This is a genomic window from Pseudooceanicola sp. DL12 (assembly GCF_056270665.1).
In genome coordinates this window covers 1,194,459-1,220,415 of the sequence record NZ_CM149884.1, presented here as the reverse complement: position 1 = coordinate 1,220,415, position 25,957 = coordinate 1,194,459, and the positions used below count along the sequence as shown (strand labels likewise).

Annotated in this window: 25 protein-coding genes; 13 read left to right on the top strand and 12 right to left on the bottom strand. The window is 66.8% G+C overall.

The genetic code is table 11. The features are described from left to right. Positions 1 to 3 precede the first annotated feature (3 nt). Positions 4 to 738, bottom strand: a complete 735-nt coding sequence (rpiA, locus tag AC0WR5_RS05675) for a ribose-5-phosphate isomerase RpiA (protein WP_475867582.1) — start codon at positions 736 to 738, stop codon at positions 4 to 6. A gap of 320 nt (positions 739 to 1,058) precedes the next feature. Here rpiA and AC0WR5_RS05670 point away from each other — a divergent pair, with 320 nt between their 5' ends. Both AC0WR5_RS05670 and AC0WR5_RS05665 read left to right on the top strand, forming a co-directional pair. Beyond that, on the top strand, positions 1,059 to 2,429 hold the full coding sequence (locus AC0WR5_RS05670; RefSeq protein ID WP_475867581.1) for an L-serine ammonia-lyase: 1,371 nt from the start codon (positions 1,059 to 1,061) through the stop codon (positions 2,427 to 2,429). Positions 2,430 to 2,488: 59 nt separating this feature from the next. Then, positions 2,489 to 3,460, top strand: a complete 972-nt coding sequence (locus tag AC0WR5_RS05665; RefSeq protein ID WP_475867580.1) for a DMT family transporter — start codon at positions 2,489 to 2,491, stop codon at positions 3,458 to 3,460. Here AC0WR5_RS05665 and AC0WR5_RS05660 read toward each other — a convergent pair. After that, positions 3,378 to 4,064, bottom strand: coding sequence for a thiamine diphosphokinase (locus AC0WR5_RS05660; protein WP_475867579.1), 687 nt, complete (start codon positions 4,062 to 4,064; stop codon positions 3,378 to 3,380). The two genes, AC0WR5_RS05665 and AC0WR5_RS05660, sit on opposite strands and share 83 nt — an antisense overlap. Before the next feature lie 169 nt (positions 4,065 to 4,233). Here AC0WR5_RS05660 and AC0WR5_RS05655 point away from each other — a divergent pair, with 169 nt between their 5' ends. Further along, positions 4,234 to 5,466: a hypothetical protein gene (locus AC0WR5_RS05655; RefSeq protein ID WP_475867578.1), complete on the top strand. Its 1,233-nt coding sequence runs from the start codon at positions 4,234 to 4,236 to the stop codon at positions 5,464 to 5,466. Between the two features lie 63 nt (positions 5,467 to 5,529). Here the strand turns inward: AC0WR5_RS05655 and AC0WR5_RS05650 are convergent, their stop codons facing one another. Beyond that, complete coding sequence (locus tag AC0WR5_RS05650) at positions 5,530 to 6,333, bottom strand: crotonase/enoyl-CoA hydratase family protein (RefSeq protein ID WP_475867577.1); 804 nt, start codon at positions 6,331 to 6,333, stop codon at positions 5,530 to 5,532. A gap of 125 nt (positions 6,334 to 6,458) precedes the next feature. Further along, positions 6,459 to 7,310: a bestrophin family protein gene (locus AC0WR5_RS05645; protein ID WP_475867576.1), complete on the bottom strand. Its 852-nt coding sequence runs from the start codon at positions 7,308 to 7,310 to the stop codon at positions 6,459 to 6,461. A 396-nt stretch (positions 7,311 to 7,706) separates the two neighbouring features. Between AC0WR5_RS05645 and AC0WR5_RS05640 the strand changes: the two genes are divergently transcribed. Continuing rightward, a complete protein-coding gene (locus tag AC0WR5_RS05640) occupies positions 7,707 to 8,825 on the top strand; it encodes a pyridoxal phosphate-dependent aminotransferase (protein WP_475867575.1) in 1,119 nt (372 codons plus the stop codon). A 128-nt stretch (positions 8,826 to 8,953) separates the two neighbouring features. Beyond that, positions 8,954 to 9,142: a hypothetical protein gene (locus AC0WR5_RS05635; protein WP_475867574.1), complete on the top strand. Its 189-nt coding sequence runs from the start codon at positions 8,954 to 8,956 to the stop codon at positions 9,140 to 9,142. A gap of 27 nt (positions 9,143 to 9,169) precedes the next feature. Here AC0WR5_RS05635 and AC0WR5_RS05630 read toward each other — a convergent pair whose 3' ends face one another. Further along, positions 9,170 to 10,375, bottom strand: coding sequence for a pyridoxal-phosphate-dependent aminotransferase family protein (locus tag AC0WR5_RS05630; RefSeq protein ID WP_475867573.1), 1,206 nt, complete (start codon positions 10,373 to 10,375; stop codon positions 9,170 to 9,172). A 441-nt stretch (positions 10,376 to 10,816) separates the two neighbouring features. On the opposite strand from AC0WR5_RS05630, the gene AC0WR5_RS05625 reads away from it, so the two are divergent. Continuing rightward, positions 10,817 to 11,500 carry a tyrosine-protein phosphatase gene (locus AC0WR5_RS05625; RefSeq protein WP_475867572.1) on the top strand — a complete coding sequence of 228 codons (684 nt, stop codon included), beginning with the start codon at positions 10,817 to 10,819 and terminating at the stop codon, positions 11,498 to 11,500. 86 nt (positions 11,501 to 11,586) lie between these two features. Further along, positions 11,587 to 13,521, top strand: coding sequence for an ABC transporter ATP-binding protein (locus AC0WR5_RS05620; protein WP_475867571.1), 1,935 nt, complete (start codon positions 11,587 to 11,589; stop codon positions 13,519 to 13,521). Positions 13,522 to 13,524: 3 nt separating this feature from the next. Here AC0WR5_RS05620 and AC0WR5_RS05615 read toward each other — a convergent pair whose 3' ends face one another. Beyond that, the gene (locus tag AC0WR5_RS05615; RefSeq protein WP_475867570.1) at positions 13,525 to 13,995 is read right to left on the bottom strand and encodes a glycosyltransferase; all 471 of its coding nucleotides are present in this window, start codon (positions 13,993 to 13,995) and stop codon (positions 13,525 to 13,527) included. Between the two features lie 82 nt (positions 13,996 to 14,077). On the opposite strand from AC0WR5_RS05615, the gene ygfZ reads away from it, so the two are divergent. The 3 genes from ygfZ to AC0WR5_RS05600 all read left to right on the top strand — a co-directional run bounded on the left by ygfZ (position 14,078) and on the right by AC0WR5_RS05600 (position 16,265). Then, positions 14,078 to 14,830 carry a CAF17-like 4Fe-4S cluster assembly/insertion protein YgfZ gene (ygfZ, locus tag AC0WR5_RS05610; protein WP_475867569.1) on the top strand — a complete coding sequence of 251 codons (753 nt, stop codon included), beginning with the start codon at positions 14,078 to 14,080 and terminating at the stop codon, positions 14,828 to 14,830. Next, positions 14,827 to 15,630, top strand: coding sequence for a fructosamine kinase family protein (locus AC0WR5_RS05605; protein WP_475867568.1), 804 nt, complete (start codon positions 14,827 to 14,829; stop codon positions 15,628 to 15,630). The genes ygfZ and AC0WR5_RS05605 overlap by 4 nt, the downstream gene beginning before the upstream one ends. A 197-nt stretch (positions 15,631 to 15,827) precedes the next feature. After that, complete coding sequence (locus tag AC0WR5_RS05600) at positions 15,828 to 16,265, top strand: hypothetical protein (RefSeq protein ID WP_475867567.1); 438 nt, start codon at positions 15,828 to 15,830, stop codon at positions 16,263 to 16,265. 590 nt (positions 16,266 to 16,855) lie between these two features. On the opposite strand, the gene efp is transcribed toward AC0WR5_RS05600, so the two are convergent. Beyond that, on the bottom strand, positions 16,856 to 17,419 hold the full coding sequence (gene efp / locus AC0WR5_RS05595; RefSeq protein ID WP_475867566.1) for an elongation factor P: 564 nt from the start codon (positions 17,417 to 17,419) through the stop codon (positions 16,856 to 16,858). Positions 17,420 to 17,644: 225 nt separating this feature from the next. Here efp and AC0WR5_RS05590 point away from each other — a divergent pair, with 225 nt between their 5' ends. Together AC0WR5_RS05590 and AC0WR5_RS05585 are read left to right on the top strand one after the other, a co-directional pair. Further along, positions 17,645 to 17,965: a DUF6280 family protein gene (locus tag AC0WR5_RS05590; RefSeq protein ID WP_475867565.1), complete on the top strand. Its 321-nt coding sequence runs from the start codon at positions 17,645 to 17,647 to the stop codon at positions 17,963 to 17,965. Positions 17,966 to 18,081: 116 nt separating this feature from the next. After that, complete coding sequence (locus AC0WR5_RS05585; RefSeq protein ID WP_475867564.1) at positions 18,082 to 19,545, top strand: cobyric acid synthase; 1,464 nt, start codon at positions 18,082 to 18,084, stop codon at positions 19,543 to 19,545. Here AC0WR5_RS05585 and AC0WR5_RS05580 read toward each other — a convergent pair. The 3 genes from AC0WR5_RS05580 to AC0WR5_RS05570 form a co-directional block, all read right to left on the bottom strand. After that, positions 19,542 to 20,087 carry a hypothetical protein gene (locus tag AC0WR5_RS05580; protein WP_475867563.1) on the bottom strand — a complete coding sequence of 182 codons (546 nt, stop codon included), beginning with the start codon at positions 20,085 to 20,087 and terminating at the stop codon, positions 19,542 to 19,544. The genes AC0WR5_RS05585 and AC0WR5_RS05580 overlap by 4 nt on opposite strands. A 71-nt stretch (positions 20,088 to 20,158) precedes the next feature. Continuing rightward, positions 20,159 to 21,514: a TolC family outer membrane protein gene (locus AC0WR5_RS05575; RefSeq protein ID WP_475867562.1), complete on the bottom strand. Its 1,356-nt coding sequence runs from the start codon at positions 21,512 to 21,514 to the stop codon at positions 20,159 to 20,161. Positions 21,515 to 21,694: 180 nt separating this feature from the next. Continuing rightward, on the bottom strand, positions 21,695 to 22,348 hold the full coding sequence (locus AC0WR5_RS05570) for a protein-L-isoaspartate O-methyltransferase family protein (RefSeq protein WP_475867561.1): 654 nt from the start codon (positions 22,346 to 22,348) through the stop codon (positions 21,695 to 21,697). Between the two features lie 272 nt (positions 22,349 to 22,620). On the opposite strand from AC0WR5_RS05570, the gene AC0WR5_RS05565 reads away from it, so the two are divergent. Next, complete coding sequence (locus AC0WR5_RS05565; protein WP_475867560.1) at positions 22,621 to 23,577, top strand: GSCFA domain-containing protein; 957 nt, start codon at positions 22,621 to 22,623, stop codon at positions 23,575 to 23,577. 45 nt (positions 23,578 to 23,622) lie between these two features. Here the strand turns inward: AC0WR5_RS05565 and AC0WR5_RS05560 are convergent, their stop codons facing one another. After that, positions 23,623 to 24,951 (bottom strand): branched-chain amino acid ABC transporter permease, encoded by a 1,329-nt coding sequence (locus AC0WR5_RS05560; protein WP_475867559.1) that lies wholly within the window; start codon positions 24,949 to 24,951, stop codon positions 23,623 to 23,625. Then, positions 24,948 to 25,955 (bottom strand): branched-chain amino acid ABC transporter permease, encoded by a 1,008-nt coding sequence (locus tag AC0WR5_RS05555; RefSeq protein WP_475867558.1) that lies wholly within the window; start codon positions 25,953 to 25,955, stop codon positions 24,948 to 24,950. The genes AC0WR5_RS05560 and AC0WR5_RS05555 overlap by 4 nt, the downstream gene beginning before the upstream one ends. Positions 25,956 to 25,957: the final 2 nt, after the last annotated feature.

Here is a 25,957-nt window from a genome sequence, read left to right as displayed (position 1 = left end):
GGTTCAGGCGGTCTTCTCGCGCAGCTCGGCGCTGCCGTCGTCCCGGCCGATGATCACGGTATCGCAGATATCAAGGAAGAGGCCGGTTTCAACCACCCCGGGGATATTGTTGAGCGCAGCCGCCAGCGCCTGCGGTGCATCTATGCGCTGCAGGTGCAGGTCGATGGTGAAATTGCCCTCGTCGGTGACAAAGGGCCGGCCGTCGACCATGCGCCGCACCGCCTCGCGGCCGGGGGTGGCCAGGTCCTCCAGAACGGCGGAAATGCATTTCACCGTCTGCGCCCAGCCAAAGGGCGTCACCTCCACCGGCAGGGGAAAGGCGCCAAGGGTCGCCACTTCCTTGCTCGGGTCCGAGATCACCACCATCCGGTCCGAGGAGGTGGCAACGATCTTCTCCTGCAGATGCGCACCGCCACCGCCCTTGATCAGGTTGAAGGCGGCGTCGAACTCGTCGGCACCGTCGATGGTCAGGTCGAGCCAGCCGGCCTCTTCCAGGCTGACCACCTCGATGCCCTCTTCGCGCGCCTGCGCCGCGGTGCGCGACGACGTCGGCACCCCCATCACGCGGATGCCCTCGTTGCGCTGCCGCTCGGCCAGGCAATGCACCATCCAGTAGGCGGTGCTGCCGGTGCCCAGGCCCAGCTTCATGCCGTCCTCGACCAGGTCGACGGAACGGCGCGCCGCGGCATATTTCGCCCGGTCGGAGAGAGAGAGGGAAGCGAAGAAATCGTCGGTCATGGCACGGCCCTGCTGGTTTCCACCGCGTTATATTTGGAACGTTTCCAATATGCGAGACCGGAATGGCCCACCCCGCATCCCCGTGACGGTGCGTTCGCCATGCCTCCGGCGGGGATATTTCGGAACAAGAGGATGAAGACGCGCCTCTTCCCACATTTTCTTGTCCCAGATATCCTGGGGGAGGCGCGCGGCACGCGCGGCGGGGCAGAGCCCCCCTGCCCCCGCCCCTCCTGACGCCGGTCATCGGGATCATGTCGCTTTTGGGGTGCGGCCGCTTCCGGGGACGCGCTAGATTGCGGGGAAACCGAAGGAGCGCATGCATGTTTCTCTCCGTCTTCGACGTCTTCAAGATCGGTGTCGGGCCGTCGTCTTCCCATACCATGGGGCCGATGGTGGCGGCGGGGCGGTTCCTCGACCGGCTGCGCGCCGCCCCCTTCGAGGCCCATGGGCTGCGCGCCTCGCTGCACGGCTCTCTGGCCTTTACCGGCAAGGGCCATGCCACCGACCGCGCCACCATCCTGGGCCTCGCGGGGTTCCTGCCCGACAGCTACGATGCCGAGGCCGCCGAGGTGGCGCTCTCGCAGATCACCGAGCGCCTGAGCGTGCGCCCGGAAGGCCTGCCCGAGATGGCCTTCGATCCCGGTGCCGACCTGATCTTCGATTTCGACCATGCCCTGCCCGGCCACCCCAACGGCATGCAGATCATGGCGCTCGACCGCCAGGGCGACGTCATCATGTCGGAGGTCTACTACTCCATCGGCGGTGGCTTCGTGCTGACCGAGGCCGAGCTGGCCGAGGGAAAGGCCGAGGCCGAGGGTCCGCCGATCCCCTATCCCTTCAAGTCCGCCGCCGAGATGCTCGAGATGGCGCGCCATTCCGGCCTGACCATCGCCCAGATGAAGGCCGCCAACGAGGCCGCCCGCGGCCGTCCCGACGTCTCCACCGGCATCATGCGCATCTGGCAGGTGATGTCGGACTGCATCGACAGGGGCATCGCCGCCCGCGGCATCCTGCCCGGGGGCCTTGCCGTGCGCCGCCGCGCCGGCCCGATCCACGACGCGCTGATCGAGGAGGCCGGGCGCAACCTGGCCCCGCCCCATGTCGTGAACGACTGGATCTCCTGCTATGCCATGGCGGTGAACGAGGAAAACGCCGCCGGCGGCCAGGTGGTGACCGCCCCCACCAACGGCGCGGCGGGCGTTGTGCCGGCGGTGGTGAAATACTGGATGGCCCATGTGCCCACCGCCTCGCGCGACCGCATGGCAGAGTTCTTCCTCACCGCCTCCGCCATCGGCGGGCTGGTGAAATACAACGCCTCGATCTCGGGCGCCGAGGCGGGATGCCAGGCCGAGGTCGGCAGCGCCTCCGCCATGGCCGCTGCGGGCCTCTGCGCCGTCATGGGCGGCACGCCCGAGCAGATCGAGAATGCCGCCGAAATCGCGCTCGAGCATCACCTGGGCATGACCTGCGATCCGGTGAAGGGCCTCGTGCAGGTGCCCTGCATCGAGCGCAACGGCCTCGGCGCCATCAAGGCGGTCAGCGCCGCAAGCCTCGCCCTGCGCGGCGACGGGCGCCACTTCGTGCCGCTCGACGCCTGCATCGAGACCATGCGCCAGACCGGCCGCGACATGCACGCGCACTACAAGGAGACCTCGCTGGGCGGGCTGGCCGTGAACGTGCCAAACTGCTGAGGCACGCTGCCCTCGCGGCGCCTCTCGACAGGCTCTCGCCCGCCCCCTAGCGTCGCGTCATGGACAAGACCGTCACCAAGGCTCTCGACCGTTCCCTCGACCGCCCGCTGCTGGGCATCGCGCTGATGCTCGGCTTCTGCATTGCCGCGCCCTTCGGCGATGCGCTGGTCAAGCTGATCGGCGACCGCCTGCCGGTGCTCGAGCTGCTTCTGCTGCGCTTCGTGCTGCAGGCTGTCTATCTCTTCCCGGTGGTCTGGCTGACCGGACGCCCCTGGCGCATGGCGCCGCGCGAACTGCGCTTCACCCTCTACCGCACGCTTTTCCACATCGGCGGCATGGGCTTCATGTTCACCGCGCTGCGCTATCTCGACCTGGCCGATGCTGTGGCGATCTGCTTCGTCATGCCCTTCATCATGCTGCTGCTGGGCTGGTTCTACCTCGATGAGGAGGTCGGGACCCGCCGCCTGATCGCCTGTGCCGTGGGCTTTGCGGGCACCCTCATGGTGATCCAGCCCAGCTTTGTCGCCGTCGGCTGGCCGGCGCTGCTGCCGTTGGGCGTGGCGGTCTGTTTCTCCTGCTTCATGCTGGTGACGCGGCAGATCGCCCGCGATGTCGATCCCATCGGCATGCAGGCGGTCTCGGGGCTGATGGCCACGGGCCTACTGCTGCCGCTGGCGCTGCTGGGCCGGCCGCTCGGGATGCCCGAACTGACGCTGGTGATGCCCGGGGCAGAGCTCTGGGGGATCATGCTGGTGATCGGCGCCATTGGCAGTTTCGGCCACCTGCTGATGACATGGTCGCTGCGCTATGCGCCGGCTGCCACCCTGGCGCCGATGCAATACCTCGAGATCCCCTTCTCGGCCCTGATCGGGCTGATGATGTTCGGCGATTTTCCCGACGGGCTGGCGCTCGCCGGCATCACCGTCACCATGGGCTCGGGCCTCTACATCATCTGGCGGGAGCAGGCCACCGCGCGTCGCTCGAGAGCAGCGCCTCCGCCACTTCCTCCAGCGCCGCCACCGGCAATATGACCAGCATGCCCGGCGTGTCGAAGGTGAGCGTGACCGGGCCACTGACCCGGTTCGAGGTGCCGATGCGCCCGTCCGGGGCAAAGTCCAGCCCGTCGATCGGCCATTCCAGCCCCTGAGACCGCCCCGTCACCGGGCCCATCGGAAAGAGCGACAGCCGCTCGCCCCGGGGCCGGTCCAGCCGCATCTCGGGCGGCGCGAGAAAGACCACGTCCTCGCCGCCCGCCAGCAGGCAGCGCCGCTCCGGACAGCGCGCCAGCATCGAAAACGCCGCAAGCGTATGGTCCACCCGCGCGCCCATGAACCCCGCGCCCAGCACCAGCGGGGCCTCGATTCGGGTCAGGCATTTCTCGAAATCCGTGCTCTCCTGTTCGGGCACCTTCAACAGCCGTTCCGGCGGCACCCGCCGCGCCCAGGCCTGCGGCAGCGAATCCATGTCGCCGATCACCGCGTCGGGCATCCGGCCGCGCCGCAGCAGGCATTCCGCACCGCCATCCGCCGCCACCACCGGGCCGCAGAGCCTCAGCATCCGCTCGACCAGCGCCGCAGAGACCTCTCCGCCGCCGACGAGCGCCACCGGGCCGGCGCTTTCCACCACATTGCTCATGCCGTAACGCCCTCCGGCTGCACTGAAAATGGACAGTGACCACAATATCGTCACAAAATGACACCGTCCGCACCATAGATTCGGACAGGTTTTGGACCATCTTGCCCAGAGCACCGCCGGGCCCGAAGGGTCCGGTTGGTCGGTAATGCCAGTTGTAGCGGGAAGTAAAGTGGCCGAATCGCAGAAGATCCTGACCGTGACCTACGGGGACTTCTCCTTTCACATGGAAGGCTACGCCGACTCCGGCGAGGCCGTGCGCGCCGTCGCGGCCTGGCTCTCGGCGCTTGCCCCGGGCACAGGGCCGCTGGGTGCCGCGTCGGGTCCGGGTTCGGGTTCGGGGGCGCGTCCGGGTTCGGGGCCGGCTTCCGATGCTCCGATGGCGGAGACGCCGCCCCCCCAGCCCCCGGCCCCGGCGCTTGCCGCCGGGGAGCCGCGTGACCGGCCGGACTTCCGCGACAAGCTCGCCCGCCTGCAGGCGCTGATCGGCCCGCGGCCCGACACGGCCGCCGCCCCCTCGCCGCTGTCACCCGAGGAAGAGGCCGAGCTGCGCCATGCCCTGACGCTGATCGAACGAGAGCTGCACCAGCGCCGCGCCGGCGTGGCCCCCGATCCGGTCGTAGATCCGGTCGCGGGGCCGGTCACGGGATCAGGCACCGAAACAGAAGCGGCAACAGGCACGGCAACCGCCGGTGAACTTCCCGCTTCCCCCCTCCCCGGGTCAGCCCCCCTTGCAAGCGACCCGCCGACGGAGGGCGGCGCGCCGCAGGCCATGGCCCCGCCCGCCCCCCGCATGGCGCAGGCCGACAGCGGCAACCTCGACCGGATCCTGAAGGAAACCGACAGCCGCATCGCCGAAAGCCACGTGCAGGGCCGCCGCACCGCGCTGGCGCATCTGCGCGCCGCTGCGGCCGCAAAGCGTGCCGATCCCGGCCTGGGCCTCGAGGGCGAGCTGCGCGAGGAGCTGACCCGCGGCATCCAGATCCGCGAGCCGCTGCTGCGCGGAGAGGCCCAGCCCGAGACCGAACGCCCGCCCCTGCGGCTCGTGGCCTCGCAGCGCATCGACCGGTCCACCCCGGCAGAGACCATCGCCGACGGGGCCGCGTCCTCCGTATCGCCGCAACGCCAGCTCAGCTTTGCCGATCACCTGAAACAGACCGGCGCCGACGGGCTGCCCGACTTGATCGAGGCCGCCGCCGCCTTCGTGGCCCTGGCCGAGGGCCGCGCGACCTTCTCGCGGCCGCAGCTCGAGGTGCGGATCACCACGCTCTTCCCCGGGCGTTTCAGCCGCGAGGAGCTGCTGCGCGGCTTCGGCATCCTGCTCCGCCAGGGCAAGATCCGCCGCATCAGCGGTGGCGATTACGCCATCACCGGCGAGATCGGCTTTCGCCCCCGCCTGCTCTGAGGTGCCTGATCTGAGGTGCCCGATCTGACGCGCCTGCCCTGACGCGCCTGCCCCGGCCCCGGCTCAGGTGAACTCGGGCTTCCGCTTCTGCATGTTCGCGGCGATGATCTCGCGCTGGTGGCGGCCACCGATCAGCGGCACCTGCTCGCGGCTTTCCTCCATCAGCACCTCGGCGGCGCTCACCGGCCCCTCGGCAAAGCCGATCAGCCGTTTCGCCGCCCGGGTGCCGGAGGGGCTCTTGCCGGCGATCTTCCCGGCCAGCGCCTGCGCCGCGGCCAGCGGATCGGCCTCGATCCGGGTGATCAGCCCCCAGCTCAGCGCCTGCTCCGCCCCCACCGGCTCGGCGGTATAGGTCATCAGCCGCAGGACGTCCGAGCGCACCAGCCGCGGCAGCAGCACCATGCCCCCCATGTCCGGCACCAGGCCCCATTTCGCCTCCATCACGGCCAGCTGCGTCTCGGGATGGGCGATGCGGATGTCGGCGCCCAGCGCCAGCTGCAGCCCGGCCCCGAAGGCCACCCCCTGCAACGCAGCGATCACCGGCACCGGCACGTCGCGCCAGACCATGCAGACCTGCTGGTAGATGTTGCAGTCGCCATGGCTGCGCGCCATCACCCGCGCCTCCGGATCCGTCCGCGCCAGCTCCTCGAAGCTCGCCGTGTCGAGGCCGGCGCAAAACGCCCGCCCCTCGCCCGAGAGCACCACGGCGCGAACGTCCTCGCGCCCGATCAGCGCCTCGCCCGCGGCCACGATCGCCTCGGCCATGGCCGGATCCACGGCGTTCATCTTGTCGCCCCGCACCAGGGTCACATGGGCCACGTGATCGCGCAGCTCGACCTGCACCCGGTCGCCATAGAGATAGGTCATGTCGGCTCCTCCACCTCGATATCCACTGGCCGGATCATCGGATGCGCTCCGCCGCCTGTCGATCCCCCGCCGGGCGGCGCAACGCGACGTCACGCCCCCGCCGCCCCCGGGAAATGGCCCTCACATCAGGTCAGCACATAGTTCACCGGCTGCGGCACCGCGGGCAGATCCGTATCGCCCAGCGCGCCGCGCAGGGTGATTTCCACCGTGGTCGCATAGGCCGTCAGCGGCAGGGCGTTCGGCTTTGACGAAAACGGCAGCTCGAGCTCGTCGGCCAGCGCATCCAGCCCGAAGAAGGCATAGGCCACCAGACCCGCCGCAAAGGGCGTGACCCAGCCCAGCTGATCGACAAAGCCGAAGGGAAGGACCGTGCAATAGAGATAGGCCGTGCGATGCAGCAGCAGCGTATAGGCAAAGGGCACCGGCGTATTGGCCAGCCGCTCGCAGCCCAGCAGCGCGGCCGCCATGCGCGAAAGGCTCTCGCGCAGCACCATGGCCTCGGTCATCGTCAGCCGCCCCTCGCGTTCCAGCGCCGACACCGCCCGCTCGGCGCGGGTCAGCGCCGCATCGGCGCTTTCCGCCTCCGGGCGCCCGCGCAGCTGCACCGCCGCCCGGCGCGCGAAATCCACCAGCGCCAGCACGATCTCGCGCCGTTCCGGCGTGCCCTCGATCACCGCGGTCTGGCGCAGCACGTCGCGGGCGGTCTGGATCAGCAGCCCCCAGAGCTTGCGCGCCTCCCACCAGCGGTCATAGCAGGCGCCGTTGCGAAAGCTCAGGAAGACCGACAGGGCAATCCCGATCAGGCCGAAGGGCGCGAAATCCAGCGCCGGCACCGTGCCCGGCCAGTGGTGGTGCGCATAGATCACGGCGATGGCAATCACCACGATGGTCAGGAGCTGCTTCCAGATCACCTGGATGACCGAGCCCTTGAGGATGAAGAACAGCCCGAGAATGCTGGGGCGTTTGCGGAGTATCACGATGTTGGCCTTTTGAATGGAGCGGCCCGGCCGATCCGTCCGGATTCTGGTCCGGACGCCGGGCGCAGGCAGCGGTACTGCCGCGATTTTCCGGCCACAAGCGACGCAACGTCACAGGGGCCCCGAAATCCGCATCTTTCATGCAGATTTTCCATTCGGCCCTTACCCCGCGCGCTCGCCGTGCCCGCGAACCGGGCAGGCCCGCCCCGGCGGCGGGCGCACCTCCCGGCCCCTCTCTCAGCCCCTGTCTCAGCCCCTCTCTCCGCCCGGCGTCCCTGCGCAATTTCGCCAAAAATTCCCCGGACCGGTCGTTTCCGGCAAAACCATGTCGCAAACGGAACAATTCGCGCTTTCTGACATCTTGCGCGACGCCCTTTTGCGGCGCTAAGACGCGCCATGACCAATGCGCGCCTGACACCCCTGGCAGCCAGCCTGCCCTCCACCGTTCCCTTCACCGGCCCCGAAGAGCTCGAGCGCCGCCGCGGAGCGCCCTTCACGGCGCGTCTGGGAGCAAACGAATGCGGTTTCGGCCCCTCGCCCCGCGCCATCGCCGCGATGGAAGAGGCCGACCGGGGCATGTGGATGTACGGCGACCCGATCAGCTATGAGCTGCGCAGCGCCCTGGCCGCGCATTGGGGCTGCGAGATCGCGAACATCGTCGTGGGCACCGGCATCGACGGGCTGCTCTGCGACCTCGTGCGGCTGACGGTCACCGCGGGCGACAAGGTCGTCACCTCCGCCGGCGCCTATCCCACGTTCAACTACCACGTCGCGGGCTTTGGCGGCACGCTCGACACCGTGCCCTACCGTGACGACGCCGAGGACCTGCCGGCGCTGATCGCCCGCGCCGCCCAGGTCGACGCCAAGCTGGTCTATTTCGCCAATCCCGACAATCCCATGGGCAGCTACATGAAGGGCGCCGATATCGTCGCCGCCCTCGATGCCCTGCCCGCCGGCACGCTGCTGATCCTCGACGAGGCCTATGCCGAGCTCGCCCCCGCCGATGCCGCCGTCGACCTGCCCGTGGACGACCCCCGCGTCATCCGCATGCGGACCTTCTCCAAGGGCTACGGCCTGGCCGGGGCCCGCGTCGGCTATGCCATGGGTCACCCGGAGCTGATCACCGCCTTCGACAAGGTGCGCAACCACTTCGGCATGAACCGCGCCGCCCAGGCCGCGGCGCTGGCCGCGCTGCAGGATGCCGACTGGCTCGCCCATATCCGCACCGAGGTCGCCGCCTCGCGCGAGGCAATTGCCCGGATCGCGGCGGCCAACGGACTGACCGCGTTGCCATCTGCCACCAATTTCGTTGCCGTGGACTGCGGGGCCGACGGCGCCCATGCCCGCGCCCTGGTCGCGGCCTTCGCCGAGGAAGGCATCTTCATCCGCATGCCCTTCGTCTCGCCCCAGGACCGCTGCATCCGCATCTCCTGCGGACCCGAGCGCGAGATGGCCCTGCTCGAGGCCGCCTTCCCCCGCGCCATGGCCCGGCTGCTGGATCAGCAGACCGCCTGAGCCGGCGCTCCCGGCGCGGATGGCCCCCTCGGGCTCCGTTAACAACGACTGAAATGTGCGCTGGACCTCGCGGCCCGGCGCGCTAGAAAAGGCATGGGAGGACGTCGTATCGAACGAAGGGTCTCCCCATGCGCTCCGCTCCCTCCGCGCGCCAATCCGCCCCCGATTACACCGTCGCCGCCCTCGTCATGGGGCTGGTGAACCTGCTCTGGATCTTCTTCGCGCTCTGGGCGGCCTGGGGCCTGCCCGCGGTGATCGCCGCAGGCTATCTCGCCTATCTCGCCATCGACTGGCTGGCCCGCCGCCGCAAGGGCTGACGGCAGGCCGGCAGTTCACGCCGTTACTCAGGCGGGCAGCGCCTCGGCGATGACCGCGCTCGCGGCCTCCAGCGCGCCGGTGCCCCGGGCAATGCCCAGCGACTGCATGCCCGCATCCAGCACCCCAAGCACCCCCAGCACCATGTGGGCATTCACATGCCCCATGTGCCCGATGCGGAAGAAGCCGGTGCCATCCGGATCCTCCTCCGTGGACATGCCGATCCCCAGGCCCAGGGTCACCCCTGCCCGGTCGGCGGTCCAGCGGCGCAGCCTGGTGCCGTTGCCCACCTTCAGCCCGATTGCGGTCACCGCGTGGCTGCGCAGCGCCCTGTCGGCGATGTTCAGCTTCAGCTCGCCGCCCTCGGCCCAGTGCTCGCAGGCCGCCCAGACCGCCCGCGCCAGCACCTCGTGCCGCGCCCAGACGTTCTCGATGCCCTCGGCCTTGATCATGTCGAGGCTCTTGCGCAGGCCGAAGAGGTGATGTGTCGGCGCCGTGCCCCCGAAGAACTGGTAGAACTGCTCCGGCTCGGCGCGCGGCTTCCAGTCCCAGTAGCGCGGCACCCGCTCGACTTTCGCGCGCACCGCCGCGGCCCTCTCGTTGAAGAAGACAAAGGACAGCCCCGGCGGCACCATCAGCCCCTTCTGGCTGCAGGCCACGGTCACGTCCACGCCCCAGGCATCCATCTCGAAGGTCTCGCAGGCCAGCGAGGCAATGCAATCGGCCATCAGCAACGCCGGATGCCCGGCGGCATCCAGCGCCGCGCGCAGCTCCCGCGGGTCGTTGCGCACCGAACTGGCGGTATCGACATGGCTGAACAGCACCGCCTTGATCTCATGGGCGGTATCGGCGCGCAGCACCTCCTCCACCCGGGCGGCGTCGATGGTCGAGGCGGTGCCGAACTCGATGATCTGCGGCACCGCGCCCATGCCCTGCGCCGCATCGGCCCAGCCATGGGCAAACCGGCCCGTGGCCGGAATCAGCACCCGGTCGCCGGGGTTCAGCACATTGGCCAGCGCCGCATCCCAGGCGCCATGGCCGTTCGAGATGTAGATCGCGGCAAACCCTTCGGTGCGGGCGACGGCCTTCAGGTCCGGCACCATGGCATAGGTCATGTCGACCAGATCGCCCTCGTAGATGTTCGGCGCCGGCGCATGCATGGCCTGCAGCACCGCATCGGGCATCACCGAGGGGCCCGGCAGGGCAAGATAGGGGCGACCATGGGCGAGACTCATGACATGTCCTTTCGAAGAAATCTCTCCACGCGGGCGCCGCAGAAGTACGCGCCGCGCCGCGTGCGGCCACAGCTTTAGCCAGCCCTCGGGCAAGGTCAATGCGCGCCCCTTCCCATGTCATCACGTTGCCCTTCATCTTTCTGCAAATGGGGCTTTTCCGGTTTCCGCCGCGGCCTCCGCCCCCCACCCACCCGCAGAGGGGGCTCTGCCCCCGATGGCCTGCGGCCATCTCCCCCGGGATATTTACGGCCAGATGAGGCAGAGCCCCCCTTTCATCTTTCCCGAAAATACTCCCGCCGGAGGCATCCACCGCAGCGGCGGGGCCCTGCCGGGCGGGCGGCGGGCGACGGCAGAGGTTGTCAGCCAAACCCCGCTCGCCTACATGGGACCGACCCTGCCCCCGGCCGCGCCTGCGCCGGAGCCAACCAGAGGACGACGGGAATGAAACTGGTCGAACGTGTCAAGAACTGGGAACGCGATCTGCGCGCCTCCTACAACACCGACCTGTCCACGCCCGAGAACCGCCGGCGGGCGCATCTCTACAACCTCTGGTTCGACCACGCGATCCTGCGCGGTGTCTGGACCAATTTCTATCCCGTGGCGCCGGGCGTCTGGCGCTCGAACCACCCGACGCGCAAACGCTTCGAGCAGATGAAGGCCATGGGCATCACCACGGTGCTGAACCTGCGCGGCGCCGCCGGCGCCGCCCATTACCTGACCGAGAAGGAGACCTGCGAGGAGCTGGGCCTGACGCTCGTCGACCGCAATCTCTATGCCCGCGAGGCGGCGCAACCACAGGAGATCCTCGACGTGATCGAGGCCTTCCGCACCATCGAGAAACCCTTCGTCATGCATTGCAAGTCCGGCGCGGACCGGGCAGGCTTTGCCTCGGCGATCTACCTCATGGTGATCGAAGGCCGTCCCGTCGAAGAGGCAAGAAGGATGCTCTCGCCGAAATACGTCCACTTCCGCTGGACCAAGACCGGAATCCTCGACCATATCCTCGACCGCTATGCCGAGCGCAACGCGCGCGCGCCCATCGGTTTCGAGGACTGGATCCGCACCGAATACGATCCCGCCGCGCTGCAGGCCGAGTTCAACGCCTCCAAGCGGTGGCGGCCATGAGTGCCGGCGAACCGAAAACGGACAAGATGACCTCAGAAGACACCCCCCAGGACGCAGCAAAGCCGCAAGAGACGGGCCGGCAGGATATGGGCCAAACCACCGCCGTTGCCGGCAGTGCCACCGCCGCCGCCCTCAAGGCGGCAGAGCATGACGCCGCCGCCCCCAATACCGCCCATTCCTCCGCCAAGGTGCTGATCACCTGGATCTGGGTGAAATATCTGCGCAAGCATTTCTGGCCGCTGCTCGCCGCCTTCCTCTTCATGACGCTCGAGGGCTCCATGCTGGGCGCGCTCAGCTGGATGATGAAGCCGATGTTCGACACCGTCTTCATCGACGGCAACACCGGCGCGATGAAATGGGTGGGCGCGGCGATCCTGGCGATCTTCCTGATCCGGGCCGTTGCCTCGGTGGCGCAGAAGGTTCTGATCGCCCGCGTCTCGCAGCTGACCGCGGCCGAGCTGCGCAAGGACCTGCTGGGCCGGCTGATGCGCCAGGACGGCAGCTTTCACCAGATCCACCCGCCGGGCTTCCTGATCCAGCGGATCCAGACCGACGTGGCCGCGATCAACAGCGTCTGGTCGGCCATTCTCACCGGCGCCGGCCGCGACGCGATCTCGCTCGTCTTCCTGATGGGTGTGGCGATCTCGGTCGACTGGCGCTGGACGCTGATCGCGCTGATCGGCGCGCCGCTTCTGGTGGCGCCCTCCTTCATGGTGCAGAAGTTCGTGCGCGCCCGCTCGCGCGAGGCCCATGACCTCGGCGCCAAGCTGGCCACCCGCCTCGACGAGATCTTCCACGGCATCGTGCCGATCAAGCTGAACAAGCTCGAGGGCTACCAGGCCCGGCGCTATGCCCAGCTGACCGACGAGCAGATCGATGCCCAGATCCGCGCCACCATCGGCACCGCCGCCATTCCCGGCCTGATCGACGTGATGGCCGGCATCGGCTTTCTGGGCGTGCTGATCTTCGGCGGCCAGGAGATCATTTCCGGCGACAAGACCGTGGGCCAGTTCATGGCCTTCTTCACCGCCATCGGCTTTGCCTTCGAACCGATGCGGCGTCTGGGCACCACCTCCGGCGTCTGGCAGGTGGCCGCCGCCGCGATCGAGCGGGTGAAGGAGCTCTACGAGATGGAGCCGACGCTGGTCTCTCCCGCCCATCCGCTGCCCGCGCCTGCCGGCAAGCCGGGCGTGGCGCTCTCGGACGTGCACCTCTCCTATGGCGAGACCGCGGTGCTGAACGGGCTCAGCTTCGAGGCCCGCGCCGGCACAACCACCGCTCTGGTCGGTGCCTCGGGGGCGGGCAAGTCGACCGTCTTCAACCTGCTGACCCGGCTGGTGGATCCGCAGAGCGGCTCGATCACCATCGGCGGCACCGAGGTGTCGCAGCTCGCGCTCGAAGACCTGCGGGGGCTCTTCTCCGTGGTCAGCCAGGACGCGCTGCTCTTCGACGAGACCCTGCGCGAGAACATCCTGCTGGGCCGCACCGATGTCAGCGAGGCGCGGCTGAAGGAGGTGCTCGACGCCGCCCATGTCAGCGATTTCATCGCCCGCATGCCCGACGGCCTCGACAGCCCGGCCGGGCCACGCGGCTCGAACCTTTCGGGCGGTCAGCGCCAGCGCATCGCCATCGCCCGGGCGCTGATCCGCGACACGCCGATCCTGCTGCTGGACGAGGCGACCTCGGCGCTCGACGCGAAATCCGAGGCCGTGGTGCAGGCCGCGCTCGACCGGCTGGCGCAGGGGCGCACGACGCTGGTCATCGCGCACCGGCTCTCGACCGTGCGCGGCGCCGACAGCATCGTGGTGATGGACCAGGGCCGCGCCGTCGACCAGGGCACCCACGAGGAGCTGCTGGCCCGCGGCGGCATCTACAAGCACCTGCACGACCTGCAGTTCAAGACCGACGGCCCCACCGCCGACGCCGCCGCCCTGGCCGACAAGGTGCGTCAGGATCCGCCCCTGCCCGCGCCCGGCGATGGCTTCATGCGGCGCCTCACCTGGCTCTTCGCGGGCAAGTAGGCCTCAGTACTCCAGAACCACCGGCCGGCGCGGCAGTTTCAGCCGCCCGGCCGCGTCGAACCCCCTCGTCGCGGCATAATCCTGCGCCCGGATCAGCACCCCCTGCCCCAGGCTCGCGCGCCGGAACCAGACGCGCCCGCCCAGCACCGCCGGCACCCGCGCCTCGAGCTGTGCCCGCACCGCCAGCGCCCAGCCGGGCTTCAGCACCCGCTCGACGCCCAGAAACATCAGCCAGTCGCCCCGCGCCGCCGCCACGCCCGCGGCCAGCCGCGCCTGCAGCGCCGCCTCCGCCTCCACGACATCCGCGCCGATCGCATCGGCCATCCGCCGGGTCTCGTCGCCCGATCCCCCGTCGGCCACCACCAGCTCGCGGATCACCCCTTCCGACAGCCCCTCGAAGAGCCCCGCCGCGCAGGCCGGCAATTGCCCGGCCGCCTCCAGCGTCGGCACGATCACCGATACCGCTGCACCCATTTCCTGCTCCCGCCTCTCAGCGGCCCCTGTTCCCCACGGCCCGCTGCGTTATACTCGCCCCAACGAATACCGGAGTTCTCCCATGACCGAAACCGCCCGCACGATCCTGCGCCTCGAAGGGCCCGAGACGGTGCATTTCCTGCAGAACCTCGTCACCAACAACGTCGAGCACCTCGACCAGGGCCCGGCCTATGCCGCCCTGCTCACGCCCCAGGGCAAGTACCTGGCCGATTTCCTCCTCGTGGCCGAGGGCGATGCCGTCCTGCTCGACGTCGCCACCGCCCTCGCCCCCGCGCTCTTCCAGCGGCTCTCCATGTACAAGCTGCGCTCCAAGGTCACGATCTCCGAGACCGGGCTCAAGGTTTACCGCGGCACCGGCACCCCGCCGCCGGGCGCCGTGCCCGATCCCCGCCACCCGGCGCTCGGCTGGCGCCTCTACGGCGAGGCCGAGGGCGACGACGGCAGCGATTTCGACGCCATCCGCGTGGCCCATTGCATCCCCGAGACCGGCATCGAGCTGACGCCAGACAGCTATATCCTCGAGGCGGGCTTCGAGCGCCTGCACGGCGTCGACTTCCGCAAGGGCTGCTATGTCGGCCAGGAAGTGACCGCGCGGATGAAACACAAGACCGAGCTGCGCAAGGGCCTGATGACCGTCGCCGTAGAGGGCGAGGCGCCGGTCGGCACCGAGATCACCGCCGGCGGCAAACCCGCCGGCACGCTCTTTACCCAATCGGGCGGACGCGGCATCGCCTATCTCCGCTTCGACCGCATGGGCGACGAGATGCAGGCCGGCCCGGCCCGCGTCTCGCCCCTGCCCGAAGCGGCGGAATGATCGCCGCCGCCGCCCAGGCCCTGCTCGGGCAGGCGGTGACGGCGGCACGCCCGCTTCATGGCGGCGACCTCTCGCAGGTGACGTTGCTCACCCTCGCCGACGGCACCCGCGTGGTGACCAAGCAGGGCGATCTGGTCAGCACCGAGGCCCGCATGCTGCGCGCCATGGCCGCGGCCGGCGCGCCGGTGCCGCAGGTCCTCGCCGTCGAGGGCAAATTGCTCGTCCTCGCCTACCTGCCCGAGGCCGCCCCGACCTCCGAGAGCTGGGCGCGCCTCGGCACCGCCCTGCGCGCCATGCACGATCACACCGGCACCGCCTATGGCTGGCACGAAGACTATGCCTTTGGCCCGCTGGCCATTCCCGGCGGCCCGCGCGATGGCACCTGGCCCGCCTTCTGGGCCGAGGCCCGCCTGTTGCCCTGCCTTCCCCATCTGCCTGCGCCCCTCGCCCGGCGGACAGAGGCGCTCTGCGCCCGCCTGCCCGCCCTGCTGCCGGCCGCCCCGCCGGCGGCGCTGCTGCATGGCGATCTCTGGCAGGGCAACCTGCATTTCGGTCCCGGCGGCGCCCTGCACCTGATCGACCCGGCTTGCTGCCATGGCGATGCCGAGGTCGACCTGGCGATGCTGCATCTCTTCGGGCGTCCCGGCCCCGGCCTTGCCGAGGCCTACGGCCCCCTCGCCCCCGGCTGGCAGGACCGACGTGCCATCTATCAGCTCTGGCCGGCACTGGTGCACCTGCGGCTCTTCGGCGGCGGATATGCCGGGATGGTCGGCGGCCTGCTCGACACGCTCGGCGCCTGACCGCCCCTCACCCTGTCCTGCGGGCTTCCCCATGGGCAACCTCCCGCCACCGGGCCGCACAGGACAGCGCGCCACCTTGAACTTCGCCGGCGCCGGGATAAAGGTGCGGCCGGTTTCAGGCCGGACCAGGCCCGGTTCAGGCCAATTGCAGGCCAATTGCAGGCCAAGTTCGGGCCATTGTTTCGAAAGGGTTCATCATGCAGGCACTCAGGGTCATTCGCGGCTGTATCGTGGCTTATGTCATCGGTGTGCTGCTGGTCTGGGGCACCACCATGGCGCTGGCACAGCTGCGCCCGGAGCAGCTTGCCAACTATGGCGATACCCACATGCACGCCGCCATGCGCATCCTCGCGATCACCGCGGCCTATGGCGGGCTCTATGCCGGGCTGCTGGCGCTCTTCGTGCTGCTGCTCTGGCTCGGCGCCGCGCTGGTCCGGGCCAGCTTCTCCTGGTGGAACGCGCCCCTTGCCGGCGCCGTGCTGGCCGGTGCGGTCGTGCTCTCGATCTTCCCCTTCCTGCCCAGCATCGTTGTGGCCTGCGTCTTCGGCGGCCTCGCCGGCTTGGCCTTCTGGTTCGGGGCCTTCGGTGGCGCCCGCCGGGTGACCATGGGCCTGCGCCCGGCCGCCGCCGCCTGACCTCCCCCCGGATAAATTCTCAAAACGCCCTGAAAGCGGGCAGATTGCCACCCGCCTGCTGCATTGCGGCGCAATCACCGCGGCCGATTTCGCACCGCCGCAATACCGACGCGATACCGACGTAATACCGACGTTGGAATCCGGCCTTTTCAAGCACTTGGCTTTTTCGCCGCAGCGCAGCAATTTTCGGGAATCTGCACGTATACAAAAGCGCCCAACTCGGCGCAGCCATGCAGTTATGTCATATGCCTGCAAATGAATATCCGGGCTCGGCCGGCCCGCCTCCCCCGCTCTTGCCGGTGCAAACCGGCCCGCGCCCCCGGCCTCGTGGCTGCCCTCGGCAGCCGGTACCGGGCCCGGCCTCAGGCCCCGCGACTCGGCCTGGGCCCCCCGCCGCGGTGTAACGCTGCGTCGTCTCTACCCGCACGGCCGCCGCTTCGGGCCGGCAAATCCCGCCCTGCGGCGGCAGGTCGCACCCCTGTGTCCGGCCTTCCGGCGCGGATCGCGCCCCATGCCCTGCCATGCGAAAGGGCCGCCCTGCCTCACGGCAGAGCGGCCCTTGCGTCATCTCTCCGATGGGGTCCGACGGCTCAGGCGCGCTCGGAATATTCCATCGTTTCGGTGTTCACGATGATGTCCTCGTCCTGGCCTACGAAGGGCGGCACCATGACCTTCACGCCGTTGTCGAGGATCGCGGGCTTGAAGGAGTTGGCGGCCGTCTGGCCCTTCACGACCGGCTCGGTCTCGACGATCTTGCAGGTGACCTTCTGCGGTACCGTGGCGTTAAGTGCTTCGGACTCATGGAATTCCACCACGATCGTCATGCCGTCCTGCAGGAAGGGGCGACGGTCGCCCAGCAGGTCTGCGGGCAGTTCCGTCTGCTCGTAGGTCTCGGTGTCCATGAAGACGAGCATGCCGTCGCTCTCGTAGAGGAACTGCATGTCCTTCTGTTCCAGGCGCACGCGCTCGACCTTGTCGGCGCTGCGGAAGCGCTCGTTCAGCTTCGAACCGTTGCGCAGGTTCTTCAGTTCGACCTGTGCAAATGCGCCACCCTTGCCGGGTTTCACGTGGTCGACCTTTACGGCTGCCCAGAGGCCACCATTATGCTCCAGCACGTTGCCGGGACGAATCTCGTTTCCGTTGATCTTGGGCATTCCTGAACCGCCTGCCATGGTTGAATGGTATCCGGGCCAGCCTATATCTGTCCCTCGTGCCTGAGGCAAGCGATCCGGTGCCGCGACAGAGCTGTCTTACAGCCCCATTTCAGCCATGCGCCAGGAGCATGGCAGGGATGCGTGATTGCGCTATCCGAATCGTCTCATTTTGTTCATAAGGAGCGGCACGCCCGAAACACAAGAGCAATAAAGCAAGGACGGATCATGAAAGATTTCGTTGACGGCACGGCCTTCAATAACGAACAGGGCAATCGCGCACGCAAACTTTTCGCAGCCGTCGTACTGGCTGCACTCGATGACGCCATTGCTGACGACAAGAAATACGGCAACGGTCCGGAACAGATCGCACGTTGGGCCCGCTCCCGCGACGGCCGCGAAGTGCTTTCCTGTGCCGGTATCGACCCGAACGAACGTGTGGTGGAAGGTCTGATGGAGTTCGTCTCCAAGGGCGTCCGCACGTCTGTTGCACTGTCGCGCGAGGAAAGCGAACGCCGCCATGCGGCCGAGCAGGCAGAAGCCGCATAAACCTCTGACATCGTTATACAAGCTGCCTTGAAAGACGCGTCCGTACCGGGCGCGTTTTTCGTTGTCCGGCGCATGGATTGCATGGCAGAACGGGGCCGGTAGCGACAGGAGAGAGCATGGCCAGAGCGATCATGATGCAGGGGACGGGCTCCAACGTGGGCAAGTCGATGCTCGTCGCCGGGATTGCCCGCGCGCTCACCAACCGCGGCCTCTCCGTTGCCCCCTTCAAGCCACAGAACATGTCCAACAATGCCGCCGTCACCCCGGACGGCGGAGAGATCGGCCGGGCCCAGGCCCTGCAGGCCATGGCTTGCAGGCGCCCGCTCTCGATCCACATGAACCCTGTCCTGCTCAAGCCGGAAACCGACACCGGCGCCCAGGTCATCGTGCAGGGCCAGCGCCGCGCCACCACCGGTGCCCGAGATTATTTCAAGCTGAAGCAAGAGCTTATGGGATCGGTTCTGGAGAGCTTCCGGATCATGGCCACGCAGGCGGACATCGTGATCATCGAGGGGGCCGGCAGCCCGGCAGAGGTCAACCTGCGCCACGGCGATATTGCCAACATGGGCTTCGCCGACGCCGCCGATGTGCCGGTCATCCTGATTGGCGACATCGACCGAGGCGGAGTGATCGCCCAGATCGTCGGCACGCATACCGTCCTGTCCGCGGCGGACCGAGCGCTGATCAAGGGGTTTGCGATCAACAAGTTCCGTGGGGACTCGCGGCTTTTCGATGATGGCCTGACCGCGATCACCGAGCATACCGGCTGGCCCTCCCTCGGTGTTCTGCCCTGGTTTCCCGAGGCCTGGCGGCTGCCCGCAGAGGACGTCATGGATCTCGACGCCCGCAGTCGCGCGCGCGACGGCGCGCTGAAGGTCGTGGTGCCCCGGCTCGGCCGCATTGCCAACTTCGACGACCTGGATCCGCTCGCTGCGGAGCCAGGCGTGTCACTGGAGATCATCGAGCCGGGCCGCCCCCTGCCCGGCGATGCCAAGCTCGTGCTGCTGCCCGGTTCGAAATCCACCATTGCGGATCTCGAGGATTTCCGCGCCAACGGCTGGGACATCGACCTGCTGGCCCACGTACGCCGGGGCGGGCATGTATTGGGACTTTGCGGGGGGTATCAGTTGCTTGGCCGCACGATTTCCGATCCGGACGCGATAGAAGGGCGGCCGGGCAGCCATGAAGGCCTCGGGCTGCTCGATATCGCAACAACGATGAAGTCAGGTAAGCGCCTGGCCCTCTCCAATGCAACCTACGTCACGACCGGTGCGCCCGTCTCCGGCTATGAGATCCATCTCGGTGAGACGAGCGGCCCCGATTGCACGCGGGGTTGGCTCAGGCTGGGCGACCGGCTGGAGGGGGCGGCTTCGGCCGACGGCCGCGTGCGGGGCTGCTACCTGCATGGGCTGTTTGCATCGGATAGTTTCCGAGCGGCCTATATGGCAGAAATCGGGGGAAACTCACAGCCGGGCTACGAGGCAACGGTCGAGGCGACGCTTGATGCGCTGGCGGCTCATGTCGAGGCCCATCTCGACCTCGACGTGCTGCTGAGGCTCAGCAGGGAAGTGCAAACCTAAAGCGCGTCGCCTTCGCCGAGCATGCGGGCGATCTCGTCGCGGATCAGTTCGCGGAGAGCAGTTGCAAGAGGTCCGTGTGGATCGTTATGCAATTCGGCTCCGAGCGCTTCGGAGATGAGCTTACGCAACCCGCTCATATCCTGCGGCAAATGCCGGCGTGCGGAATGTTGCGTGTCGTCACCGGCCAGTACCGACAGGATCGCCTGCTCGGCCTCGGCGCCGTCCATGGCGGCGGTGTCCCGGAGGTCCGAGGCCTCCGGCGCGCCAGCAGTATCGGCAGACACGACCGGGTGCAGCGGAGTTACCCGAGCCGAACACTCCTCACCATCATCGTCTACAGCAATGAAACCGGCTTCTTCGACCTGGGGCTGCCCCTGCTCGGCAGGCGCACGCGAAGGCGGCTGCCCCTCCCGCACCCGAAGTGCAGGAGACAGGACCAGTGGCTCGGCGGCAGGTCTTGCCGCCGACGCATCATGGGACACCAGCTTTCGGATAGACGAAAGCACGTCCTCGATATCGTTGTTATGTGCCGTATCTGACATTTCTTCACACCATTCTCGCCCCAAGCCAAGCCTAGCGCGAGAATGTTCTTTCCTCAAATGACCCGAGGGTCTTATTCCTTGCCGATGCGCCGCAGCACGGAATCGAGCTTCCGCCCCTGCGTAGACAGACCGGCCGGCGCATTCTTGACCATGTTGTAATAGCCCGCCGGATCATAGACCTGCACGTTCAGCTTCAAGTCTGTGGCAGTCAGCAGCCCCATGGACTGCAGCAGGGTGTAACGCGCCAAAACCTCATCGACCTGCGCTCCGATGTAATCGAGACGGGCATCGAGAAGATCCTGTTCCTGGGTCAGCACGTCGAGCGTCGTTCGGGAGCCGAGCGTCGCTTCCTCGCGGACACCTTCAAAGGCGACCTCGGCCGCACGCACCTGTTCGCGCCCGGAGACCGTTGCGGCCCCGGCCACCTGGACGTCGGAATAGGCATCTGCCACGCCCTGACGGACATCAATGGTCACAACGTGCAGGTTGGCGGTGGTAGCCTCCTGGTTCAGCAGCGCTTGACGCTGGGCCGATGCAAGCGCACCGCCGCTGTAGATCGGGCCGGACATGCCAAGGCTGATCGAGCCGGTGTTGGAATGGTCCTCGGAGTTCAGGTCACGCGACAGGCTGTAGCTACTCGAAAGGCTGACCTCGGGCATCAGGCTGGCGTCGGCCTGCCCCACCTGCAGCTTTGCAACCGTCACCTGGCGACGCGCTGTCTCCATGTCGGGATGCTTGACCAGGGCAATGTTCTGCGCTTCCTGGAGAGAGGACGGCACGGTACCCAGCTGCGACGGCGCGGCGAGGTTCCCCGGCGGATGGCCGATCGCGGCCTCGTACTCGATCTTGGCCTGAGTGACATTGCCCTGTGCGAGGGTAAGACCGCTGTTGGCCGCTGCAAGGGCAGCCTCGGCCTGAGAGACATCGGTCCGTGTCACTTCGCCCACTTCAAAGCGATCCTTCGCCGCCTGAAGCTCCTGCGACAGCAGTCGGACGTTGGCCTGACGCACGGCGAGGGTCTCGTTGGCCTCTCGGACAGACATATAGGCCGAAACGGCGCGCAGCAGCACGGTTTGCTCGACGGTCACGAGACTGGCGCGGGTGATCAGCACCGTTTCCTTCGCGATATCTACTGCCATCTTGCTCGAACCGAAATCGAAGAGCAGCAGTGACAGGCTCAGCGTGGCGCTGGCCGAATTAGAGAAGGCGCTGGTGGAAAAGCCCGAGTTGACGCTCGTGCCGTAGCTGTGGCTTGCGCTGGTGGACCAGCTCAGGATCGGTCGCAGGGCCGCGAGTGCCTGAGCGGCATCTTCATCGGCAGCCCGAAGCACAGCCCTGTTCTGTTCAAGAAGACCACTGTTGTTGTAGGCGTCGGCAAGCGCCTGCCCCAGTGTTTCGGCCTTTGCGCCCTGCGGAGCGGCTGCCATGACCAGCCCCAGAGCCGTTCCGAGAAGCCCCGTCTTGAGAATTGCTGCCAGTCCGCGACCGCGGAGAGCGCGAGAACCCGCGGCAGTTGCCTGTTTCGACATCCTGTCCATCCCTCTGTTGGCCGGTTTGCCCGGCCCTTTCACTTATCGACCGGGCACCCTGCCACCCACGAAGGGAGATCAGAGTGTGAATGCCGCGTGTCGTTCGAACCCGGGCAAAACCGGGGCGCCGGCATTGAATGCGAAGCGCCAGCTCATCTTTCCGTCGATCTTGTAGCCGATCCGCACGACACCAAGGTGACCCTCGGCGAAGAGAACGCCAATACGGCCGCCTTCTTTCAGCTGATCGATAATCGCATCGGGAAGATGCTCGACGGCACCCTCCACGAGTATTACGTCATACGGGCCGAGTTCCGCCGCACCCTCTGCAAGTTTCGCGTCCTGCAGCACAACGGTATCGGCTCCCAGATCGCTCAGCACCTGCTGGCTGTCGGAGGAGAGCTCGGGGTCTTCCTCCACGGCGATCACGGCCTCCGCAAGGTGCGACAGCACTGCAGCGGTATAACCCTGCGCCGCACCCAGATCTAGCACCAGTTCGTCGGGCTGAATGTCGAGCGCGTCCAGCATCTTGGCCAACGTCCGCGGCTCGAGCAGGACACGGTTGCCGCCAAGGCTCACGTTCTCGCCAAGATAGGCGGCTTCCTTGCGATCCTGCGGAACGAACAATTCACGCGGAACTGCCAGCATCGCTTCGATGATCGGGAACTTGGTTACGTCCGAAGGCCGGATCTGAGCATCGACCATCATTGTACGGCGGGCTGCGTAATCAGTCATAAATAGACTCTTCCGTTCAGAATCTTCTCTGAGGAGGTTTTGCCACATCGGACCCTGTACGGCAACGGCGCGATGTAAGGCTTTAGCGCTTTCCGGCCTCAATGCGCCCGATGCGTGACGGAAAAGACTCTCCCCTAAGGCGAAAAAGCCTCTTGAACGGGCTATGGACGGTGACAATTTTGCCGTTTCTTAATCTTGGCACCTTACCCCGTTTCCCCGGGACGGGCCTGCCGGGCGGTCCCGCATTGGTTCACCAGAAGGCGGAGCGAAACATGCAGCAGATCGATGGGACAGAAGCCTTTACGGCAACCCTGCGCAACAAGGGACGCAAGTACCCGGATCGGAGCGACTCCCGGTGGCATGATGGACTTATCTTCCCGGATGTCACGCCGCGCTTCACGCTCTCTCCCGGCGAGAGTGTCTTTACCATCGGATCCTGCTTTGCCCGCAATGTTGAAAAGGTGCTGATCCAGCACGGTCTTTCGGTACCGACCGCTCATTTCTCCGCCCCTCATGAAGAAGCGCCCGGACAGCCGAACCGCATCCTGAACCAGTATAATCCCGGCACTATGCTGCAGTGCATCCGGGCCATCGACGAGGATCCGAGCAAGGCCGGCCTCTATCCTTCGGGCGATGGCATGGTCACCGATTGCCTGCTCGCCACGGGATCTCGCCCGGTCACAATGGCGCGCGCCATGGAACGACGTGCCCAGATCCGGCGGCTCTATGCCGATGGACTGACGGCGTCGGGGACAGTGGTCATCACGCTGGGGCTCGTCGAGGCCTGGTATGACCGCGAGGCGGCGCTCTATCTCAACGAGGCGCCGGCCAGAAGGATCATCAACGAGTCTCCGGGCCGTTTCGAGTTTCGGCAGATGGATTTGGAAACCTGTCGCTCGCTAGTCGACGAGATGCTCGAACGGCTGCAAGCCAGTGGGAACCGCAAGGTCCTGCTTACTGTTTCGCCGGTGCCGCTTCAGGTGACCTTTGCCGGTGGGGACGCCACCTTGCGGAACAGCTATTCGAAATCGGTACTGCGGGTGGTCGCGGAACTGGCCACGCATGGCCGCTCCCAGGTCGACTATTTTCCGAGCTACGAGATCATCACCACAGGCGGCCTGCCCTGCTTTGGCGAGGACAACGTCCATGTGCGCCCCGCCATCATCGAGCGCGTGATCGGCTACATGGCCTCTCAATACCTGGAGAACGCGCAACAGGGCGCGGCCTGATCCCCGCCGCCCGGGTTACCCCCGGGCGTGACCAAGGCACCTGCCCTACTTTTCTGGCAGAAGTCCCCTCGGGCTGAACCGCAGAACCAGCAACAGGATGATACCCATCACAAGCATGCGCATATGCGCGGCAGAGTTCAGAAGGTGCTCCCTGAAATCCCCGTCGGGGAAGGGCGATGCCAGCAGGCTCATGATGTCAGGGCCCCAGTCCCCTGCCTTGACCCAGAGGTACCAGATCACGATCCCACCAAGCACCGCACCCCAGTTATTGCCGGAACCGCCGACGATCACCATCACGAGAACAAGGAAGGTATAGCGCAACGGGTTGTAACTCGACGGTGTCATCTGACCATCAAGAGAGATCATCATGGCCCCGGCCAGGCCGATGACGGCGGAGCCGATCACGAAGATCTGCAGGTGACGGCCAGTGACGTTCTTGCCCATGGCCTCGGCCGAAACCTCGTTTTCGCGGATCGCGCGCATCATCCGCCCCCAGGGCGACTTGAGGGCCATCTCGGCCCCCGAGACCAATATCAGGATCATGACAACGAAAAGTACGAGAAAGGCGAGCTTGACAGTCAGCGTCGAAGCCGTCGTCGGGTCCATTCCCCAGCCCTGAACCAGGTCAACGAATCCCTGATTGTTCTGCAATTCGATCTCGTAGGGAACCGGCCATGGACGCGGGATCCCGTTGACGTTCAGAACACCGCGATCCAGCCATTGCTCGTTCTTGAGCACCGCCACTACGATCTCGGCAATCCCGAGGGTGGCGATGGCAAGGTAGTCAGAACGCAGACCGAGGGCGACCTTGCCCACCAGCCAGGCTGCGCCGGCGGCAAAGAGCGCACCCACCGGCCAGGAAACCAGCGTGGGCAGGTTCAGCCCACCGAGGTTACCTGCAGCAGAGGGGTTGATGGCCTCGATCGCCGCAACGGCCGGATCGAAAAGCCAGCGATAGCAGATGAAACCCACGACCAGGATCGCGGCCACAAGGAAACCGCACGCCTTGCCCGAAACCCTGCGATAGGCCTGCACAGAGGCGATCACCGCAATCGCCGCAACGGCAAAGGCGGCTATGATGCCCAAACCGCCCGCCCCGGCCGCGCCGGGTGTCGGAGGCATGGATATCAATACCGGGGCCAGCCCCCCGATTGCGACGAAGCCAAGCGCACCGGCATTGAACAGGCCCGCGTAGCCCCACTGCATGTTCAGACCCAGCGCCATGATGGCCGAAATCAGGCCCATGTTGAGGATGCCGAGTGCCGAGTTCCAACCGGAGGTCAGCCCCTCGATCAGCAACAGGGCGGCGAGGACGGCAAAGAACAGCGGCGCACGCATTCGGCTGGACTGATCGGGTTGACGTGTGTGGCTCATACGATTTTTCCCCGGAACAGGCCCGTTGGCCGGAAGATCAGCACAAGGATCAGGATCGCGAAACTGACCGCGAACTTGTAATCAGTCGAGAGCAGCTGCACGAGCCCCTCCGGCTCCCAGTTCGGCAACAGGTAGGTCGCCACCTTCTTCCATGCATAGGTCAGACCGACCTCGGAGAAGGAAATGACGAAACCGCCGGCGATTGCGCCCACCGGATTGCCGATACCGCCCACGATGGCGGCTGCGAAAATAGGCAGCAACAACTGAAAATAGGTAAAGGCCTTGAAGGACTTGTCGAGCCCGTAGAGCGTGCCGGCGATGGTGGCCAGAGCCCCCGTGATGATCCAGGTCACGGCCACGACCCGGTTCGGATCAATCCCGGAAAGAAGTGCGAGATCCTCGTTGTCGGAAAAGGCGCGCATGGATTTGCCGGCGCGTGTCCGATTGAGGAACCAGAAGAGGATCGCCACCGTGATCACTGCCGTCACGATGGTGATCAGCTGAGTGGTTCGCAGGGTGAGCGGTTCGCTCAGACCTGTCATGTCGCGCCACTGGCGGGCATTGATGATGAAGCGCTCTCCGTCGGCAAAGTTGATCTGATCGACCCCGATCACGAAGCGGGTCAGCGCATTCATCACGAACATCACCCCCACCGAGACCATGACCAGCAGCACGGGCTCGACCTTCTTTTCGCGGTAGTAGCGATAGACCACCCGGTCTGTCCCCAGCAGCAGCGCAGAGGTGATCACAATGCCGAAGGGCAGCGCGATCAGGGCCGTCGGCAACGGGCCGAAACTTATCCCCCAGCTTTGAAGGGCCCAGGTGATCAGGATGACGACCCCGGTACCGAAAGCCATGGTATCGCCATGGGCAAAATTCGAGAACCGCAGGATCGAGTAGACCAGCGTGACCCCGAGCGCCCCAAGCGCGAGTTGCGCGCCATAGGCCGTCGCCGGGATGATCACATAGTTGGTGAGCGCGACCAGCGCGTTGAGAATATCCATCT

Coding starts and splice junctions, on each gene's coding strand:
- rpiA (WP_475867582.1), bottom strand. CDS start 738: ATGACCGACGATTTCTTCGCTTCCCTCTCTCTCTCCGACCGGGCGAAA.
- AC0WR5_RS05670 (WP_475867581.1), top strand. CDS start 1,059: ATGTTTCTCTCCGTCTTCGACGTCTTCAAGATCGGTGTCGGGCCGTCG.
- AC0WR5_RS05665 (WP_475867580.1), top strand. CDS start 2,489: ATGGACAAGACCGTCACCAAGGCTCTCGACCGTTCCCTCGACCGCCCG.
- AC0WR5_RS05660 (WP_475867579.1), bottom strand. CDS start 4,064: ATGAGCAATGTGGTGGAAAGCGCCGGCCCGGTGGCGCTCGTCGGCGGC.
- AC0WR5_RS05650 (WP_475867577.1), bottom strand. CDS start 6,333: ATGACCTATCTCTATGGCGACCGGGTGCAGGTCGAGCTGCGCGATCAC.
- AC0WR5_RS05640 (WP_475867575.1), top strand. CDS start 7,707: ATGACCAATGCGCGCCTGACACCCCTGGCAGCCAGCCTGCCCTCCACC.
- AC0WR5_RS05635 (WP_475867574.1), top strand. CDS start 8,954: ATGCGCTCCGCTCCCTCCGCGCGCCAATCCGCCCCCGATTACACCGTC.
- AC0WR5_RS05630 (WP_475867573.1), bottom strand. CDS start 10,375: ATGAGTCTCGCCCATGGTCGCCCCTATCTTGCCCTGCCGGGCCCCTCG.
- AC0WR5_RS05625 (WP_475867572.1), top strand. CDS start 10,817: ATGAAACTGGTCGAACGTGTCAAGAACTGGGAACGCGATCTGCGCGCC.
- AC0WR5_RS05620 (WP_475867571.1), top strand. CDS start 11,587: ATGGGCCAAACCACCGCCGTTGCCGGCAGTGCCACCGCCGCCGCCCTC.
- AC0WR5_RS05615 (WP_475867570.1), bottom strand. CDS start 13,995: ATGGGTGCAGCGGTATCGGTGATCGTGCCGACGCTGGAGGCGGCCGGG.
- ygfZ (WP_475867569.1), top strand. CDS start 14,078: ATGACCGAAACCGCCCGCACGATCCTGCGCCTCGAAGGGCCCGAGACG.
- AC0WR5_RS05605 (WP_475867568.1), top strand. CDS start 14,827: ATGATCGCCGCCGCCGCCCAGGCCCTGCTCGGGCAGGCGGTGACGGCG.
- AC0WR5_RS05600 (WP_475867567.1), top strand. CDS start 15,828: ATGCAGGCACTCAGGGTCATTCGCGGCTGTATCGTGGCTTATGTCATC.
- efp (WP_475867566.1), bottom strand. CDS start 17,419: ATGCCCAAGATCAACGGAAACGAGATTCGTCCCGGCAACGTGCTGGAG.
- AC0WR5_RS05590 (WP_475867565.1), top strand. CDS start 17,645: ATGAAAGATTTCGTTGACGGCACGGCCTTCAATAACGAACAGGGCAAT.
- AC0WR5_RS05585 (WP_475867564.1), top strand. CDS start 18,082: ATGGCCAGAGCGATCATGATGCAGGGGACGGGCTCCAACGTGGGCAAG.
- AC0WR5_RS05580 (WP_475867563.1), bottom strand. CDS start 20,087: ATGTCAGATACGGCACATAACAACGATATCGAGGACGTGCTTTCGTCT.
- AC0WR5_RS05575 (WP_475867562.1), bottom strand. CDS start 21,514: ATGGCAGCCGCTCCGCAGGGCGCAAAGGCCGAAACACTGGGGCAGGCG.
- AC0WR5_RS05570 (WP_475867561.1), bottom strand. CDS start 22,348: ATGACTGATTACGCAGCCCGCCGTACAATGATGGTCGATGCTCAGATC.
- AC0WR5_RS05565 (WP_475867560.1), top strand. CDS start 22,621: ATGCAGCAGATCGATGGGACAGAAGCCTTTACGGCAACCCTGCGCAAC.
- AC0WR5_RS05560 (WP_475867559.1), bottom strand. CDS start 24,951: ATGAGCCACACACGTCAACCCGATCAGTCCAGCCGAATGCGTGCGCCG.
- AC0WR5_RS05555 (WP_475867558.1), bottom strand. CDS start 25,955: ATGGATATTCTCAACGCGCTGGTCGCGCTCACCAACTATGTGATCATC.